This is a genomic window from Actinomadura meridiana, from assembly GCF_039537545.1.
Lineage (GTDB): Bacteria > Actinomycetota > Actinomycetes > Streptosporangiales > Streptosporangiaceae > Spirillospora > Spirillospora meridiana.
Genome location: NZ_BAABAS010000035.1, coordinates 90,348 through 106,340, shown reverse-complemented (window position 1 = coordinate 106,340; position 15,993 = coordinate 90,348). Strand labels below are relative to the sequence as shown.

The window sequence follows — 15,993 nt, the reverse complement described above, 5'->3', positions numbered from 1 at the left end:
CTTGGTTAGGGGAGTAGGGCGAGTTTGCCGGTGGTGGCTCGTGCTTCCAGTTCCGCGAGGGCTTTGGGGCCGTCGGCGAGGGCGTGGGTGGTGGGGGTACCGGGGGCGAGGACGCCGGTGGCGAGGAGGCCGAACAGGTCGCCCATGACCTCGCCGAAGATGTGCGGGGTGGCCTGGATCAGCATGCCGATGTTCAGGCCGATGACGTGGACCTGGTGCTTGTAGACCAGGTCCCAGTTGGTGATCGAGGCTTCGCCGCCCGCCAGGCCGTAGACGACGACGCGGCCGGTGACCCGTTTGGTCGCGGCGAGGCTGGCCTCCAGGGTGGCGCCGCCGACGGAGTCCAGGACGAGGTCGGCGCCCGCGCCGCCGGTCAGCCGGAGGACCTCGGCGGCGATGTCGGTACTCCGGGAGTCGATGACGTGGTCGGCGCCCAGGGCCCGGACGGTGTCGTGTTTGCCCGGGGACGCGGCGGCGATCACCCTGGCGCCGTAGTGCTTGGCCATTGTGACCGCGACCTGGCCGGTGCCTCCGGCGGCGGCGTGGATCAGCACGGTCTGTCCGGCGGTGACGCCGCCGAGCGGTTTGAGCGCGGCCAGGGCGGTCGGCCAGCTCACGACCAGGCCGAGTGCCTGCTCGTCGGTCCAGCCTTCGGGGACGGGTAGCGCGGCGACGGCGGGCAGCGTCAGGTATTCGGCGAAGGCGCCGCCTCCCATGTTGACGCCGACGACGTGGGTGCCGGGTTCGAGCCCGGTCACTTCCGCGTCGAGCGCGACGACCTCCCCGGCGGCCTCGACTCCCGCCAGGTACGGCGGCTGTGGGCCGCCCGCGAACACGCCTCGGGACTGCGAGATGTCGACGAAGTTGACACCGGCGGCGGTGACCCGGATCAGCACCTCGCCCGGGCCCGGCGTCGGGACCGGGGCGTCGGTGATCAGGCGCAGGTCGTCCGGGCCGTCCAGGGAGGTCTGCTGGAGGGCGCGCATGGTGGTGGGCACGTGGGCGGGCATGGTGGTGGGCATGGGTGGTCCCCTTTTGTTTATCGAGCGACAAACAAATCGTGGCAGTGCGACGCGGTGCAGGTCAAGCTATTGTTGGTCGAACGACAAACAAGTTCGGAGATGTGCTTCCCGATGGCTACTCGCGGCAGGCCGCGCACGTTCGACCCGGACATCGCCCTGCGGCAGGCGCTGGACGTGTTCTGGGAACGGGGCTACGAGGGTGCCTCGCTCAGCGAGCTGGCCAAGGCGATGGGGATCGCCTCGGCCAGCATCTACGCCTGCTTCGGCAGCAAGGAGGACCTGTTCCGCAAGGTCATGCTGCTCTACGGCACGACCGTTGGGGACCCGCCCCAGCGTGCGCTGCGCGAGTACCCGACCACGCGGGCGGCGGTCCACGCGATGCTGCGCGCCACCGCAGACCAGATCACCCGGTCCGACGATCCGCACTACTGCATGCTGATTCTCGCCGCGCCGACCGGTGCAGTGGAGAACCACGCGGTGCGTGAGTTCCTGGCCGACATCCGGCACGGCATGCTCGCCAGCGTCAGGGAGCGGCTCGAACGCGGGGTCGTCGACGGCGATCTCAGGGCGTCGTCGGCCGGTCTCGACGCCATGGCCCGCTACTACACGACCGTGGTGCAGGGCATGTCCGTCCAAGCTCGGGACGGGGCCACCCGCGACGAGTTGGAGACGGTCATCACCTGCGCGATGGCCGCGTGGGAGCCGCTCGTGTCGGCCGGTGGGTCAGGCGTCGCGCAGGTGCAAGAGCAGGGCGCCGAGTAGGACCGTCGCGGCGGCCCATCCGGCGGTCACGTCCAGTCCGGCGCTCGTCGGTCCGATCCGCTGGAGCAGCCGTTGCCACTGCGGGTCGGCGACGACCTGGGCGAGCAGTGGGAACAGGTAGAGCAGGCCGAGGACGATCCCGATGCTGGTCGCCGAGTCCCGTAGGACGGTGGCGACCCCGAGGCTGAGCAGGGCGATCAGGGCCAGGTAGACGATCGAGTCGACGGACGCGCGCAGGGTCGGCCCGTTGGCCAGGGGCAGGGCGGGCAGGATGAGGCGTCCGGCCAGGAGCGATCCGAGTACCGCGATCGTCCCGGCCACGGTCACGGCGCCGGTCAGGGTGATGGCCTTGGCCGCGAGGGCCGTGAAACGACGCGGTATCGCGGTCAGGGTGGTGCGGATCATGCCCGTGCCGTACTCGCCGGAGATGGTCAGCACGGCCAGGACGGCGACCAGCGCCTGTCCGAGGTGGACTCCGGTGAGGCTGAGCTTGGCCGGGTCGCCGCCGCAGGCGCGAGTCGTGCAGGTCGCCAGGGAGGTCGCTCCGGCGCTGAGGCTCACGGTCGCCGCGATGGTGCCGAGCAGGAGCAGCAGGGGGGCGGTGACGGTGCGGAGCTTCGTCCATTCCGCGTGCAGGGCCTCCTTCATGCGTCCCTCCGGTTGAGCAGGACGGCTGCCACGGCCAGCGCCACCAGCGCGTAGCCGACCAGGACGGCGAGCCCGGCCCACGGTGCCAGCGGGTAGTAGCCGTTGTACGGCGTGTAGATGCTCGTGACCTGGTGATACGGCTCCAGCGTCTGCTGGACGGCGAACGCCGCGGCCGGAGTCACCCGCGCCACCCAGTTCGACACGCTCGCGGGCATGAACGGCACAGCCGTCAAGAGGTAGGGCAGCACGACGGCCACGATGACGGTGGTGACCGCTGCGGCGCTGTGCCGGACGATCGTGCCGACCGCGAGCGCCAACACCGACGCCGCCGCGAGCAGCGCCGCGACCCCGAGCACCACTCGTAGCTGGGTCGACGACGCCACCGGGAAGATGTACACCCCATTGGAGCGGGCGAGGCGTTCGCCGAGGGGAAGTGCGACGGCCGCGCCGACCAACCCGGCGACGAAGGTGACGCCGCCCAGCACGACCGCCTTGGCCAGTAGCACCCGGCTCCGTCGCGGGCTGGCGGCCAGGGTCACGTGGATCAGGCTCCTTCGGTACTCGGCGGTGATGAACAGCGCGCCGACGACGATCACGGCGACCAGCGCGGCGAACGTGCCGATGAGGATCTCTCCGACGGTGCCGCCGGTCGGCAGGGACTCGCGGACGGCGGGCGCGATGTCACCGGCGCCGGTCACGGTGAAGCGGCCGTCCGACCCGGTGAACGAACCCGAGACGGTCTCCGGGTAACCGGCGAAGGTGGGGGACTCCGGGCCGATCTGCTCGCCCGTCCAGTCATCGCCGGACCAGGCTCCCTGGGCGCGCGGGTCTCCGAAGACGGCCGTGGTCACGCTGCCCCGCGTGCCCATGCCGTCCATGGACGGTGGGGACGCGACGAAAAGGCCGCCTTGTGTGGTCGAACCGAGGTCGGGCACGTGTGCCGTGCCGACTGTGGTCCAGCGGCGGCCGTCCGGCGAGGCGTATCCGGTGATCGTGTCGCCCGAGCGCTTCAGCCGCAGCCAGCGGACGGCGGCGGAGGAGGCGGAGGCTGGGCCCGCGATGTCGTGGACGAAGCCGTCCTGCATTCGCACGCCGTGCCCGCCGGTGACCATGATCGCCGCGTAGGGGGAGCCCTGGCGGGTGCCGCCCTTGATGATCAGCCCGGCCTTCGCCCACGGCACGCTGCCGGGCCGAAGCTCGGCGGGGCTCGTGGGGATGCTGCTCGTGAGCGAGGAGACGGGGACGGTGATGTCGCCGTCTCCGGTCAGCGGCCGGTGGACGAAGTAGAAGCTGTCGGTGACCGCCGTTCCGTCCGGTCCGTTCGGAACGGGTGACGCGTCGTTCTGAACGCTGCTGATCCCGGTGAGCACGGCGAACAGCACCATCAGCAGGGCCGCCACGGCGGTGCCGGTCACCCAGCCGGGGGTCGTCCGGAACTTGGTCCACTCCGCGTGCAGGAGCTGGGGGAAGCCGTCCCGTCCGACCCGGGGGCCGGACGACTGAGGTGTCATGACTGGCGTCACCGCGACGCCTCCGTGGGTGTCGCGGCGTGGAACTCGACCGCGTCGCGGGTGAGTTCGAGGTAGACGTCCTCAAGGGTCGCGCGGTGCGCCGACACCTCGGAGAACGGCACCCGCTGCTCGCCCAGCAGCGCCGCGACACGAACCGCGGGCAGTCCGGAGACGGTGAGGGCGTCGGGGACGGTGGTCGCGACGGTCGCGCCCGCGTGCACGAGCACCCTCGTCGCGTGCGCCCCGGCCGTGGTCCGCAGCAGCACCCGGTTCCCGGACGAGGCGGCGATCAGGTCGGCCACCGCGGCCTCGGCGATGGCCCGGCCGCGTCCGACGACGACGAGACGGTCGGCCGTGTCCTGCACCTCGCTCATCAGGTGGCTCGACACCAGCACGGCGCGGCCCTCGGCGGCCAGTGACCGCAGGAACGCGCGCATCCAGACGATGCCGTCGGGGTCCATGCCGTTGAACGGCTCGTCGAGCATGAGGGTCGGCGGGTCGCCCAGCAGGGCCGCGGCGATCCCGAGCCGCTGGCGCATGCCGAGCGAGTAGCCGCCCGCCTTGCGCCGGGCCACCGACGTCAGGCCGACCCGCTCGATCACCTCGTCCACCCGCCGCCCGTTGAGGCCCTGCGCGTGCGCCAGCCACAGGAGATGGCTCCGTCCGCTGCGGGTCGGATGCAGCGCCGCCGCGTCCAGCAGGGAGCCGAGGTGGTTCAGCGGATGCCGGAGGTCGCGGTACGGCTTCCCGTTGACGAGCGCGGTGCCCGCCTCGACGGCGTCCAGGCCCAGGATCACGCGCATCGTCGTCGACTTCCCGGCCCCGTTCGGCCCGACGAAACCGGTCACGACGCCCGGACGGACGGAGAAGGACATGCCGTCGAGGGCGAGCGCGCGGCCGTACCGTTTGTGCAACCCGTCGACGACGATTCCCGGCGCGCTCACTGCGCCGGGCCCAGGGTTCGGAATGGACTCATGCCGATGGTTGTACGCGGCGCCCGGTTCCGGCCCGGTCGCGGTCGCCGAGACCTGGACGGAACCTGGGATCTGGCATCGTGACCCGCATGGCACCCCGATCCGGCGGCCGACCCGCCCGACCCGCCCGCCGGACCAGCGGCGGTGAGCGACGGTGAGGGTCCTCGTCGTCGAGGACTTCGAGGTCCTCGCCCGCTCCATCGGCACCGGGCTGCGCCGCGAGGGCATGGCCGTCGACGTCGTCCTGGACGGGACGGACGCCCTCGAACGGCTGGCCGTCACCCGCTACGACGTGGTGGTCCTCGACCGTGACCTGCCCGGCGTCCACGGCGACGAGATCTGTGGACGGCTGGCCCAGGACCGCTGCGCGACCCGCGTACTGATGCTCACGGCGTCCGACACCGTCCAGGACCGTGTGGAGGGTCTCGGCCTCGGCGCCGACGACTACCTGCCGAAGCCGTTCGCGTTCGCCGAGTTGGTCGCCCGCGTCCGGGCGCTGGGCCGCCGCGCCAGCCCGCCCGTCCCGCCGACCCTGACCTACGGGGACATCACCCTTGACCCGGCCCGCCGTGTCGCGTCCCGGGGCGGTCGGCGCCTGGAGCTGAGCCCGCGGGAGTTCGCGCTCCTCGAATGCCTGCTCGCGGTGCCCGGCCTGGTCATCTCCGCCGAGGAACTGCTCGAACGGGTCTGGGACGAGGCCGCCGACCCCTTCAGCAGCGCCGTCAAGCACACCGTGCACCGGTTGCGGGCCAAGCTCGGCGACCCGCCCGTGATCGAGACCGTCCGCGAGGGCGGCTACCGCGTCGGGTCGCCGTCATGACGTCCCGGCGCCTTGCCCGGCGGTCGTTGCAGACGCGGCTCGCGCTCGCCTACGCGGCGGGGATCTACGCGGCAGGGGTCTGCGCGCTCGGGTTCGTCCTCGTCCCGCTCGCCAGTGTGGACGGGGCCTCGCCCAAGGACGACCCCTCGGCGAGCGCCCTCACCGACGACGGGCCGGGGCTCGGCTGGCCGCAGCTCCTCGGCGGATCCGCGGTCGCGCTGGTCGTGCTGGTGCCGGTCGCGCTGGCGCTCGGCTGGTTCGTCGCGGGCCGGTTCCTGCGTCCGCTGCGCGCCATCACCGCGACCGCCAGGGCCATCTCCGCCGAGGACCTGGACCGGCGGCTCGACCTGGGCGAACCCATGGACGAGCTGACCGAGCTGGGCCACATCCTCGACGACCTGTTCGCCCGCCTCCAGGCCTCGTTCGACGCGCACCGGCATTTCGTCGCGAACGCCTCGCACGAGCTGCGCACGCCGCTCGCCGGGCTGCGCACCCTCCTTGAGGTCGCCCTCGCGGACCCCGACGCCGACACCGAGTCGCTGCGCGCGGCCTGTGAGGAGGCCCTGTCGCTCGGCGGGTACCAGGAGCGGCTCGTCCAGTCGCTGCTCGCCCTGGCCACCAGCGAGGGCGGTGTCACCCGGTGGGACCCCGTCGACCTCGCCCGCGTCGTCGACGAGGTGCTCGGCTCCCGCCGCGACAAGGTGAAGGCGCGCTGCATCGACCTCGCCGAACACCTGGGCCCCGCGATGATGACCGGTGACCCGCGCCTGGTCGAGAGTCTCGTCACCAACCTCGTGGACAACGCCGTCCGCCACAACCATGTCGGCGGGCACGTGCGGATCACCACGCGGACCTCCGGCGGGGAGGCGGTCCTGACGGTCGTCAACAGCGGGCCCGTCGTCCCCGACGACCAGGTCGAACGGCTGTTGCGGCCGTTCCAGAAGCTGGCGCCCGACCGGCACGGCCGCGACGGCTACGGGATCGGCCTCGCCATCGTCAACGCCGTCACGCGGGCTCACCACGCCGATCTCACCGCCAGTGCGCGTCCTGAAGGCGGTCTGTCGATCACGGTGCGGTTCGCGCACGGGCCTCGTCCGACCCCGCGCTGAGGTGTGGCCGGACGGGCGGGTCAGGTGGCGTCGGTGCCCTCGTCGGGCGGGGCGGTGGCCGGTGCCTTGGTGCTCCGGACGCGGAGGCTTCGCTTCGCCTTGCGCGGACCGGCCACCATCAGGTCGTCGTCCGCCTGTGTGACGTCAGGGTCCGCCTGGGTGACGTCGGGGTCGGTGGGCGGCGCCTCCGCCAACGACCGTGGCGCCCGGACGCCCTCGACCGGCTCCGACTCCGCCAGCCGCAGCGATTTCACGAAGCTCGCCGCGTCGTCCTCGTCCGTGACGCGCGGATGGCGACGGCGCTGCCGCTTCGCCCCGATCCAGTGGTCGACCGTGAGACGCCCGCCGCCACCGGCGGCGAACACCAGGCTCGCCAACCCGAGGACGAGGACGAGTTCGTAACCGTTCTGAACGGTGTTGCCGTCCACCATGAACAAGCCCTCGTCGGCGTGGACGAACACGAACGCGCCCGCCATGTCCGCGAACAGGAGCACCCCGGCGATCGGCAGGCCGAGCCCGACGATCAGCGCGGCCCCGCCCAGCAGCTCGACGAAGGCGGTGTACACGGCCGCCGCCGTCGGGAGCGGGACGCCGAGGTCGTCGAACGAGTCGCCCGTCGCGGTGATGCCCGCCTCGATCTTCTGCCAGCCGTGCGCCATGAAGACGAGGCCCACGCCGAGCCGCGCGAGGACGGCCACGACGTCGTACAGGGGGCGAGCGCGCATTCCGTCGCTCCTTCGGTGCGGTGGGGCCCGGTTTGATCGGAGAGTATGACGGCCTGGGCGACGATTTTGCGACCGGTGCAGGTGAGAGCGGCATTCGGACCCGGAACCGGAAGGTGATCTTGGGGTCGACTGGTCAGCGGGTGCGGCCGCGTGGCTTGAGACGGGTGGTGGGCAGGGCCGGGGCGGGAAGGCGCGCGCCGTCGTAGCCGCGCACCTCGCCGAAGCGGTCGCCCGCCGCCCAGTCGTCGCGGGCCTTCGCGATCTCGTCGCCGGTGCGGGCGACGAAGTTCCACCACATGACGAGCTTCTCCTCGAACGGTTCGCCGCCGAGCAGCACCAGCCCGCCGTTCCCGTCGACCGCGCGGAGCGGCAGTTCGCGGCGGAAACAGCCGAGGTACAGCATCGAGCCGGGGTCCACGCGCTGCCCGCCGATCTCCGTCACTCCGGACATGGTGAGGGCGGCGTACTCGAAGTCGGGTTCGACGGGCAGCCGCACGTCGGAACCGTCCGCCAGGGCGATGTCCGCGCCCATGATCGGGGTGAAGGCGGTGCCGGCGAGCGGCACCTCCCGTGAGGGCAGAAGCTCATGCACGGGACCGCCGGACACGTCGGCTCGTCCGCCGCACTCGACCGGCTTGGGCCGGACATCGAGATTGCTCACTGGCGCCGTCCTTCCCCCTGGACCGACATCCGCGACGATGCCCTCCCGCCGGTTCGTCGACGGAATCAGTCGACGGAATCAGCGGTGGTCGGTCGGGGTTCGAATCTACGTGATGCACGGTGAGTACAAGGTCCCCGGTGGCAAGCTCGTCGTCGCCGACGTGGACGTGGTCGACGGCCTCCTGCACGCCCCCAGGATCAGCGGTGACTTCTTCCTCGAACCCGACGCGGCCCTGGAGAAGATAGACGCCATCCTGGACGGCCTGCCCGCGGGCCTCGACGCGAAGGCGATCGGCGCGCGGGTCGAGGCGGGCCTGCCCCGCGACACGGTGATGCTCGGGATCACCCCGGAGGCGGTGGGGATCGCGGTGCGGCGGGCCGTCGCGCGGGCGTCCGACTGGCGCGACCACGACTGGCGGCTGATCCACGAACCGCCGCAGGAACCGGCGCTGCACATGGCGCTCGACCAGGTGCTCGCCGAGGAGGTCGGCGCGGGACGGCGCCCGCCGACCCTGCGCGTCTGGGAGTGGGCGTCGCCCGCCGTGGTCATCGGCAGCTTCCAGTCGCTGCGCAACGAGGTCGACGCCGAGGCCGCCGAACGGCACGGGGTGCGGGTCGTCCGCCGCATCAGCGGTGGCGGCGCGATGTTCATCGAGCCCGGCAACACGATCACCTACTCGCTGTACGCGCCGGAGACGCTGGTCGCGGGCATGTCGTTCGTGGAGAGCTACGCCTTCCTGGACGACTGGGTGCTCGGCGCGCTCGGCGAGGTCGGGATCAAGGCGTGGTACCAGCCGCTGAACGACATCGCGTCCGAACAGGGCAAGATCGCGGGTGCGGCGCAGAAGCGGCTAGCGTCCGGCGCCGTCCTGCACCACGTGACCATGGCGTACGACATCGACGCCGAGAAGATGCTGCGGGTGCTGCGGATCGGCCGCGAGAAGATCTCCGACAAGGGGATCGCCAGCGCCGTGAAGCGCGTCGACCCGCTGCGCCGCCAGACCGGGCTGCCCCGCGAGGAGATCATCGACCGGATGGTCGCGCACTTCCGGAGCCGGTACGGCCTGGTCGGCGACCAGGTGGGTGAGGAGGAGCTGCGGCTCGCCCACAAGTACGTCACCGACAAGTTCAGCACGCCCGAATGGACGGCCCGCGTCCCCTGACGCGACCGGACCGGAACTCCCCGGGCTTTTCGTGCGTCCCTCATTGCAGGTCGCGGGGGCGTGCGGCGGCCCGTAGGTTTGGGGACATCGGTCGTTGATGAGGAGCGTTCATGTCGATGCAGAAGGGCGCCAACACCGCGGTGCCGGTTCCCTCGGTCCGGGTCGAGCTGGGGTGGCAGGGCGGTCTCGGCGTCCCCGACGCGGACGCGTCCGCGCTCCTGCTCGCGGACACGGGCCGGGTGCGGTCGGACGACGATTTCGTCTTCTACAACCAGCCCGCGCACAAGTCGGGCGCGGTCCGGCACGATGGCAAGCAGCGGGGGCCGACCGTCCAGGACTTCCTGTCGATCGACCTTGACCGCGTCGAGTCCGACATCGACCGGATCGTGGTGGCGGCGTCGGCCGACGGCGGTACGTTCGGCCAGTTCCAGGGGCTGTACGTGCGGCTGGTGGACGCCGCGGGCGGCGCGGAGGTCGCGCGTTTCGACAGCCAGGGCGCCACGACGGAGACCGCGTTCGTGCTCGGCGAGCTGTACCGGCGGCAGGGCGCGTGGAAGTTCCGCGCGGTCGGCCAGGGCTACGACTCGGGGCTCGCCGGGTTGGCCACCGACTTCGGGATCTCGGTCGACGAACCCGGTGAGGCCGCCCCGCCGCCCGCGCCCGCCGCTCCGCCCGCCCCGGCGGCTCCGCCCGCGCCTCCGCCGCCCGGACAGTACGCTCCGCCCCCGCCGCCGCCCGGCGGGCAGTACGTCCCACCGCCGCCCGGGGGCCAGTACACGCCGCCTCCGCCGCCGGGTGGGCAGTACGCGCCCCCGCCGCCTCCCGGGCAGTACGCGCCGCCTCCACCGCCCCCGGGCCAGTACGCGCCGCCTCAGCCCCCTGGCGGGCAGTACCAGCCGCCTCCCGCGCCGCAGCCCGCCGGGCAGCCGGGCGCGGTGTCGCTCACGAAGAACTCGCCGTCGGTGTCGCTCACCAAGCACGGCGCGACGGGCGGCCACATGCGGGTCAACCTCAACTGGACCGCGCGTGAGGGCGTCGCCAAGGGCCGGTTCGGCAAGCGGCGTCGCGGCCACGACCTCGACCTCGACCTGTGCTGCCTCTGGGAGCTGCGCGACGGCCGCAAGGGCATCATCCACGCGCTCGGCGACATGGGCGCGCTGGAGCGCCCGCCCTTCATCAAGCTCGACAAGGACGACCGTACGGGCGCGATCGCGGCGGGCGAGAACCTCCACATCAACCTCGACCACACCGCCGACTTCAAGCGGATCCTGGTGTTCGCCGAGATCTACGACGGCGCCGACGACTTCCGCGGCCTGGACGCCATCGCGACGCTGTTCCCCGTGGGCGCGCCGCCGATCGACATGCGCATGAACGACTGCGTGGACGCCTCGCGCGACGCCGTCCTCGCACTCATCGAGAACGTGAACGGCGAACTGGTCGTGCGCCGTGAGGGCCGGTTCGTCCTGCCGCCGCCCGGCCGTCCGCGCTGGGGGAAGATGACCGTCGACCAGGCCTACAACTGGAACCTGGAGTGGGTCGCCTCACGCGGCAAGGACTGAGCGTCCCGCCCGCACAGGTGCTGGCACGGGCCCGGAACGTTGGCTGATCCTGCCGATTGCTCCGGGCCCGGCGTGGCGGGTAGGAACGTCGCATGAGCTTTGAGCGGCAGTATCCAGTAGTCCCCGCACCCCGTTTCGACGTTCCGGAGCAAGAAGCCGTCCAGCGCGCCCAGGCGTTCGCGGACATGATGACGTTGCGGCGTACCGTGCGCGACTTCTCGAGCCGTCCCGTCCCACTGGACGTCATCGAGCACGCGATCCGCGCGGCGGCGACCGCTCCGAGTGGAGCCAATCTCCAACCATGGCGGTTCGTCGTCATCACCGACCCCGAGCGCAAGAAGAGGCTCAGGGAAGCCGCGGAGGACGAGGAACGCGAATTCTACGAACGGCGTGCCTCGGAGGAATGGCTCGAAGCGCTGGCGCCACTGGGCACCGACTGGCGTAAGCCGTTCCTGGAAGACGCCCCGGCGGTCATCATCGTGTTCGAGGTGCACAAGGGTCCGGAAACCCCGCGTCCCTACTACGTGAAGGAGTCGGTGGGCATCGCCGTAGGGTTCCTCTTGGCCGGACTGCACCAGGCGGGCCTGGCGACCCTCACGCACACGCCGAGCCCCATGAAGTTCCTGAACGAGGTGTGCGACCGTCCGCAGGAGGAACGGGCCTACGTCGTGATCCCGGCCGGCTATCCCGCCGATCACGCGATGGTGCCCGACATCACCCGCAAGCCCGTCGATGAGGTCGTCATCCAGCTGTGAGCACCGGTCAGGCGGCCTTCACGGTGTCGGCCAGCTTCTTGTCGCGGGCGACTCGCACCAGGGCGGCGGTGAGCCGTCCCAGGTCCTTGTCGGGAACCGTGGAGGCGAGCCCGCGCGTGTCGGTCGGCAGGCCGAGCCGTTCGGCGCCCTTGCGCACCTGACTGTCGATGTAGGGGCGGAGCCACGGCCACATGGACTGGGCTTCGCGACAGAAGATGTCCACACCGGTGGGGCCGATCCCGGGGAATTCGCGGAGCAGTTCGGCCGCCTTCTCGGGGTCGCGTCCTGATTGGACGGCGAGTCGCCGCAGGTCGCCCTTGTACTTGTCTTGGACGATCTCGGCGACCTCGCCGAGCCGGGTCGCGGTGCTCTCGTCGTAGCGGACGTAGTGGCCGCGTCCGAGTGCGTCGACTCGCTCCTGCCAGGTCAGTTCGCTCATCCCGTGCGGTGTCCCGCCGCCCGCCGCGAACAGTTCGCGGGCGGCGGCGACGGCGATGTCAGACGAGATGCGGGCGCTGAGCAGGTTGGCCAGGACGAGCAGCTTGAACAACGCGGCCGGTTGGTCCTTCAGGGGGATTCCGGCTTCCTCGGCATACGTCCCGCCGGATTCGTGCAGCAGCTTCTTAACAACGGTGTCCATGGCATCCACCTCCCAATAGGCCCGCCCTACCCGAGGCTGCTTGGATGACTCATGCCGTGGGCACCGCGCAGGGGGTCACAGGAGGCTGAGTTGCCCTTCTCCTGCGAGCGGGTCGCGGTGCTTCTTGAGGTGCCGCCAGCGCGGAAGGTCGTCCAGATACGACCACGACAGCCGGTGCTGCGGAGTCGGCCCGAATTCCGCGAGGGTCTTCTGGTGGACGGGCGACGGGTAGCCCGCACTGTCCGCGAATCCGTAACCGGGGAATTCGTCGTCCAGGCCCGCCATGAGCCGGTCGCGATGGACCTTCGCCAAGACGGAGGCGGCCGCGACGGTCACCGACCTCTGGTCCGCTTTGACTTCGCATCGCACGTGCCAAGGGCGGCTCAGGAAATCGTGCTTGCCGTCCAGGATGACCACATCGGGCGGGACGGGCAGCGCCTCCAGCGCGCGGACTGCGGCGCGCCGCAGTGCCTCGGTCATCCCGACCTCGTCGATTTCCTCGGGACTGGACGCGCCGATCGCGTGGCCCGTGAGCCACCCCGGCAGAACGTCCGCGAACGACTCGCGGTGGGCCTGGGTGAGGAGCTTGGAGTCGGTCAGGCTGACCGTCCTGGTGCCGCGCCCCTGAAGGACGGGTGGCGGAGTCAGATCCGTGACCGCCGCGCACACCACGACGGGGCCCGCCCAGGCGCCGCGTCCTACCTCGTCCACTCCGGCGATCGTGACGGGACGGCCGCTTCGCGACGGCGCCGCCCGAAGCTCGTCCTCGATTTCGTAACCCGCGGCACGTCCTGCCACCTTGGAAGCCGTCTTCTTCGATACGGCAGGGTCAGGGTCGAGCCCTGGCAAGGCGTGCGTGGGTTCGGGCGAGGAGTCCATGCGCTCATCATCGCAGCCGACCGGCCTCGCCATGGGGAGCCGAACACCTACTTCCGGACAGCACAAATGTCCTGGTGCCGGGATGGAAGTCTCTCTTGTTCCGTACCAGGCGGGCGCGGCGACGGCAACGAACCGGGCGCGGGGAGTGCCGTTCCGGGCGGTCCTGCGCTTTACTCGCTTCTGATGGCTTTGTTCGGCAGGTCTCGCTCCCGCACGGCGAAGGACGCCGCGGCGCGGGATCTTTTCGAGCGCCTGCGGTGGCGCTATTTCCAGGTCACTCCGGGAGTGCGGTTCCTGGGCGGGCTCGTCCTCGTGGCCATGGTGGTGGCGGCCACGGTCGTGTTGGACGGGCCGTTCCTCGCGGCCGCCGCGTTCACGGCGATCCTGCTCGTCGTTTTCCATCTGACGTTGCGTTCGCCCACGGGTATGGCGGTCGTCGCCGTCATCGTGACGTGGCTCGCGGTGTCGGTGCCCTTGGGACGCCTCTTCCCCGACGACGAGCATCCGTCGTATTTGAACCCCGCACTGCTGCTGGCCTTGCTCGCACTTCCGGTCGCGTTTGTCGCGTTCCGGTTGCGCGGGTACAAGCCGTGGCGTTCCACACTTCTCGCCCTGGTCGCCGCCGGTGTGGTGACGGCTGCCGTCGCGCATCCGTTGCCGGAAGCGAGCGTGGTACCCGGCTGGCTCGCGGCGCTCGCCTTCCTCGCCTACCGCTGGGACCAGGCACGGCGGACCGTGCCCGCCGAGGCCTACGAGACGGGGTGGGTCCAGGAGCAGGCGGGTCCGAAAGGGGACGCGACCGTGGGCCCGCGTAAGAACCCGTCCGGCAACGACAAGCGGGACCGGCCGGACCGCTCTGACAAGGGTGACAAGCCGAGCCGTCCCGGTCGGCGAGTTTCGGACGACGAACCTGCTGCCGCCCCGACAGAACAGCCCGCCCACGAGCAACGTGCGGCGGCGCAGGCGACCGATACCGTCTCCGCAGAACGCGCTGCCCCTGCGGAGACCCACGGGCAGGCGGCGCCGGAGCTTTCTGTGGCAGACGCCCTCGCCGAACTTGAGGACATGATCGGGCTCGAACCGGTCAAACGCCAGGTCCGGTCGATCGCCGCGTCCATCGAGGCGGCCCACATGCGCGCCGCCGCCGGGGTGCCCACGGAGAAGCCGATGCGGCACTTCGTGTTCGTCGGCCCTTCCGGGACCGGCAAGACCACCGTGGCGCGCGTCCTCGCCAAGATCTTCTACGCCTTCGGGTTGCTGCCGCAGCCGTCGCTGGTCGAGGCGCACCGCGCCGATCTCGTGGGCGAGTTCCTCGGTGCCACGGCGCTCAAGACCAACCGGCTCGTCGACTCCGCCCTCGGCGGGGTGCTGTTCGTCGACGAGGCGTACAGCCTGATCAACTCCGGCGAAGGGCAGCCCGACCGGTTCGGCGACGAGGCCGTGCAGGCGCTCCTGAAACGCGCCGAGGACGACCGCGACAACCTGGTCATCATCCTTGCCGGGTACGACGCGCAGATGGCCGAGTTCCTCGATTCCAACCCCGGGCTGGCGTCGCGGTTCGGCACGCGCGTGCACTTCCCGTCGTACCGGCCGTCCGAGCTGCTCCAGATCGCCGACTACCACACCGGCCTCCGCGAGGACCGGCTTGACCCGGAGGCCCGGCGGCGGCTCGCGGTGCGCTTCGAGGAGGTCGAACGGCGCGGCATCGTCGACGACCTGGGCAACGGACGGTTTGTGCGATCCCTGACGGAGGCAGCGGCCCGCGCGCGTGACGTGCGGGTCGTCGACGCGGTGTCGGCGGGGGCCGGGCCCGCCACGCCCAGCGCCGACGACCTGGTCACCCTGCGAGCCGAGGACGTCGAGGCCGCGTTCGCCGAGGTCACCGAGCCGTACCGGGGTTATGTCGAGACGCCGACGCTGGACGAGGCGCTCGGCTCGCTGGACGCGATGATCGGGCTGGAACCGGTGAAACGGCAGGTCCGCGAGATCGCCGCCCAGTTGCAGGTCGCGCGGATGCGCCGGGAGCAGGGCCTGGTCACTCGTCCGCCGACCCGCCATTTCGTCTTCACCGGACCGCCCGGAACGGGGAAGACCACCGTCGCGCGGGTGCTCGGACGCATCTTCGCCGCGGCCGGGCTGCTCGCGCGTCCGGAAGTGGTCGAGGCGCAGCGCGCCGACCTCGTCGGCGAACACCTGGGGGCGACGGCGCTCAAGACGAACAAGGTCGTGGATTCCGCTCTCGGTGGTGTCCTGTTCGTCGACGAGGCGTACGGGCTGAGCAACCAGGGTTATTCCGGTGGGGACGCCTTCGGCGCGGAGGCCGTGCAGACGCTCCTCAAGCGTGCCGAGGACGACCGGGACCGTGTCGTCATCGTCCTCGCCGGTTACGAGACCGAGATGGACCGTTTCCTGTCGTCCAACCCTGGATTGGCGTCACGGTTCGACGTTCGCGTCGACTTTCCCTCCTACGGGCCGGACGAGTTGCTGCGCATCGCCCAACTCATCGCGGAGGAAGGCGGAGACCACTGGGAGGAACGTGCCCTGGACGACCTCGCCCTGGTCTTCCAACGCGCGTGCGGTGCGGGAAGGATCGACGAACTGGGCAACGGCCGCTTCGCACGGTCCATGTACGAGAAGGCATGCGCGCGACGCGCGCTGCGGGCCGCCGAACTGGGCGACGCCGCCACCGCCGACGACCTCACGCTCCTCACCACCGACGATGTGCGAGACGCGTTCGCCGAACTCACCCACCGCCTGGCCTGACCA

General features: G+C 71.2%; 15 protein-coding genes. 7 read left to right on the top strand and 8 right to left on the bottom strand.

What is annotated here, in order from left to right; genetic code table 11:
- Positions 1-5: 5 nt before the first annotated feature.
- Positions 6-1,022 carry an NADPH:quinone oxidoreductase family protein gene (locus tag ABD808_RS38165; protein WP_344908360.1) on the bottom strand — a complete coding sequence of 339 codons (1,017 nt, stop codon included), beginning with the start codon at positions 1,020-1,022 and terminating at the stop codon, positions 6-8.
- 111 nt (positions 1,023-1,133) lie between these two features.
- On the opposite strand from ABD808_RS38165, the gene ABD808_RS38160 reads away from it, so the two are divergent.
- Positions 1,134-1,784, top strand: coding sequence for a TetR/AcrR family transcriptional regulator (locus ABD808_RS38160; RefSeq protein ID WP_344908357.1), 651 nt, complete (start codon positions 1,134-1,136; stop codon positions 1,782-1,784).
- Here the strand turns inward: ABD808_RS38160 and ABD808_RS38155 are convergent.
- The 3 genes from ABD808_RS38155 to ABD808_RS38145 are packed head-to-tail and all read right to left on the bottom strand — an operon-like array spanning position 1,746 to position 4,818.
- Positions 1,746-2,432, bottom strand: a complete 687-nt coding sequence (locus tag ABD808_RS38155) for an ABC transporter permease (RefSeq protein ID WP_344908355.1) — start codon at positions 2,430-2,432, stop codon at positions 1,746-1,748. The genes ABD808_RS38160 and ABD808_RS38155 overlap by 39 nt on opposite strands.
- On the bottom strand, positions 2,429-3,943 hold the full coding sequence (locus ABD808_RS38150; protein WP_344908352.1) for an ABC transporter permease subunit: 1,515 nt from the start codon (positions 3,941-3,943) through the stop codon (positions 2,429-2,431). The genes ABD808_RS38155 and ABD808_RS38150 overlap by 4 nt, the downstream gene beginning before the upstream one ends.
- 8 nt (positions 3,944-3,951) lie before the next feature.
- Positions 3,952-4,818 (bottom strand): ATP-binding cassette domain-containing protein, encoded by an 867-nt coding sequence (locus ABD808_RS38145; protein WP_344908450.1) that lies wholly within the window; start codon positions 4,816-4,818, stop codon positions 3,952-3,954.
- 253 nt (positions 4,819-5,071) lie between these two features.
- On the opposite strand from ABD808_RS38145, the gene ABD808_RS38140 reads away from it, so the two are divergent.
- Together ABD808_RS38140 and ABD808_RS38135 are read left to right on the top strand one after the other, a co-directional pair.
- Positions 5,072-5,737: a response regulator transcription factor gene (locus tag ABD808_RS38140; RefSeq protein ID WP_344908349.1), complete on the top strand. Its 666-nt coding sequence runs from the start codon at positions 5,072-5,074 to the stop codon at positions 5,735-5,737.
- Complete coding sequence (locus ABD808_RS38135) at positions 5,734-6,846, top strand: sensor histidine kinase (protein ID WP_344908345.1); 1,113 nt, start codon at positions 5,734-5,736, stop codon at positions 6,844-6,846. The genes ABD808_RS38140 and ABD808_RS38135 overlap by 4 nt, the downstream gene beginning before the upstream one ends.
- A 20-nt stretch (positions 6,847-6,866) precedes the next feature.
- On the opposite strand, the gene ABD808_RS38130 is transcribed toward ABD808_RS38135, so the two are convergent.
- Together ABD808_RS38130 and ABD808_RS38125 are read right to left on the bottom strand one after the other, a co-directional pair.
- On the bottom strand, positions 6,867-7,571 hold the full coding sequence (locus tag ABD808_RS38130) for a DoxX family protein (protein ID WP_344908342.1): 705 nt from the start codon (positions 7,569-7,571) through the stop codon (positions 6,867-6,869).
- Positions 7,572-7,704: 133 nt separating this feature from the next.
- Positions 7,705-8,232, bottom strand: a complete 528-nt coding sequence (locus ABD808_RS38125; protein ID WP_344908339.1) for a pirin-like C-terminal cupin domain-containing protein — start codon at positions 8,230-8,232, stop codon at positions 7,705-7,707.
- Positions 8,233-8,344: 112 nt separating this feature from the next.
- Here ABD808_RS38125 and lplAB point away from each other — a divergent pair, with 112 nt between their 5' ends.
- From lplAB to ABD808_RS38110, 3 genes are all read left to right on the top strand, one after another.
- Positions 8,345-9,394 (top strand): lipoate-protein ligase LplAB, encoded by a 1,050-nt coding sequence (gene lplAB / locus ABD808_RS38120; protein WP_344908336.1) that lies wholly within the window; start codon positions 8,345-8,347, stop codon positions 9,392-9,394.
- Between the two features lie 110 nt (positions 9,395-9,504).
- Entirely contained in the window at positions 9,505-10,953 is a 1,449-nt protein-coding gene (locus ABD808_RS38115; RefSeq protein ID WP_344908333.1) for a TerD family protein, read from the top strand.
- Positions 10,954-11,045: 92 nt separating this feature from the next.
- Positions 11,046-11,708 carry a nitroreductase family protein gene (locus ABD808_RS38110; RefSeq protein ID WP_344908330.1) on the top strand — a complete coding sequence of 221 codons (663 nt, stop codon included), beginning with the start codon at positions 11,046-11,048 and terminating at the stop codon, positions 11,706-11,708.
- A 7-nt stretch (positions 11,709-11,715) separates the two neighbouring features.
- Here ABD808_RS38110 and ABD808_RS38105 read toward each other — a convergent pair whose 3' ends face one another.
- Together ABD808_RS38105 and ABD808_RS38100 are read right to left on the bottom strand one after the other, a co-directional pair.
- Positions 11,716-12,348 carry an HhH-GDP family DNA glycosylase gene (locus ABD808_RS38105; RefSeq protein ID WP_344908328.1) on the bottom strand — a complete coding sequence of 211 codons (633 nt, stop codon included), beginning with the start codon at positions 12,346-12,348 and terminating at the stop codon, positions 11,716-11,718.
- Positions 12,349-12,423: 75 nt separating this feature from the next.
- Positions 12,424-13,227, bottom strand: coding sequence for a ribonuclease HII (locus tag ABD808_RS38100; protein ID WP_425549028.1), 804 nt, complete (start codon positions 13,225-13,227; stop codon positions 12,424-12,426).
- A gap of 183 nt (positions 13,228-13,410) precedes the next feature.
- Here ABD808_RS38100 and ABD808_RS38095 point away from each other — a divergent pair, with 183 nt between their 5' ends.
- A complete protein-coding gene (locus tag ABD808_RS38095; RefSeq protein ID WP_344908322.1) occupies positions 13,411-15,990 on the top strand; it encodes an AAA family ATPase in 2,580 nt (859 codons plus the stop codon).
- The last annotated feature ends 3 nt before the right edge of the window (positions 15,991-15,993 follow it).

Coding starts and splice junctions, on each gene's coding strand:
- ABD808_RS38105 (WP_344908328.1), bottom strand. CDS start 12,348: ATGGACACCGTTGTTAAGAAGCTGCTGCACGAATCCGGCGGGACGTAT.
- ABD808_RS38135 (WP_344908345.1), top strand. CDS start 5,734: ATGACGTCCCGGCGCCTTGCCCGGCGGTCGTTGCAGACGCGGCTCGCG.
- ABD808_RS38165 (WP_344908360.1), bottom strand. CDS start 1,022: ATGCCCACCACCATGCCCGCCCACGTGCCCACCACCATGCGCGCCCTC.
- ABD808_RS38145 (WP_344908450.1), bottom strand. CDS start 4,818: ATGTCCTTCTCCGTCCGTCCGGGCGTCGTGACCGGTTTCGTCGGGCCG.
- ABD808_RS38095 (WP_344908322.1), top strand. CDS start 13,411: ATGGCTTTGTTCGGCAGGTCTCGCTCCCGCACGGCGAAGGACGCCGCG.
- ABD808_RS38115 (WP_344908333.1), top strand. CDS start 9,505: ATGTCGATGCAGAAGGGCGCCAACACCGCGGTGCCGGTTCCCTCGGTC.
- ABD808_RS38110 (WP_344908330.1), top strand. CDS start 11,046: ATGAGCTTTGAGCGGCAGTATCCAGTAGTCCCCGCACCCCGTTTCGAC.
- ABD808_RS38100 (WP_425549028.1), bottom strand. CDS start 13,227: ATGGACTCCTCGCCCGAACCCACGCACGCCTTGCCAGGGCTCGACCCT.
- ABD808_RS38150 (WP_344908352.1), bottom strand. CDS start 3,943: ATGACACCTCAGTCGTCCGGCCCCCGGGTCGGACGGGACGGCTTCCCC.
- lplAB (WP_344908336.1), top strand. CDS start 8,345: ATGCACGGTGAGTACAAGGTCCCCGGTGGCAAGCTCGTCGTCGCCGAC.
- ABD808_RS38160 (WP_344908357.1), top strand. CDS start 1,134: ATGGCTACTCGCGGCAGGCCGCGCACGTTCGACCCGGACATCGCCCTG.
- ABD808_RS38155 (WP_344908355.1), bottom strand. CDS start 2,432: ATGAAGGAGGCCCTGCACGCGGAATGGACGAAGCTCCGCACCGTCACC.
- ABD808_RS38130 (WP_344908342.1), bottom strand. CDS start 7,571: ATGCGCGCTCGCCCCCTGTACGACGTCGTGGCCGTCCTCGCGCGGCTC.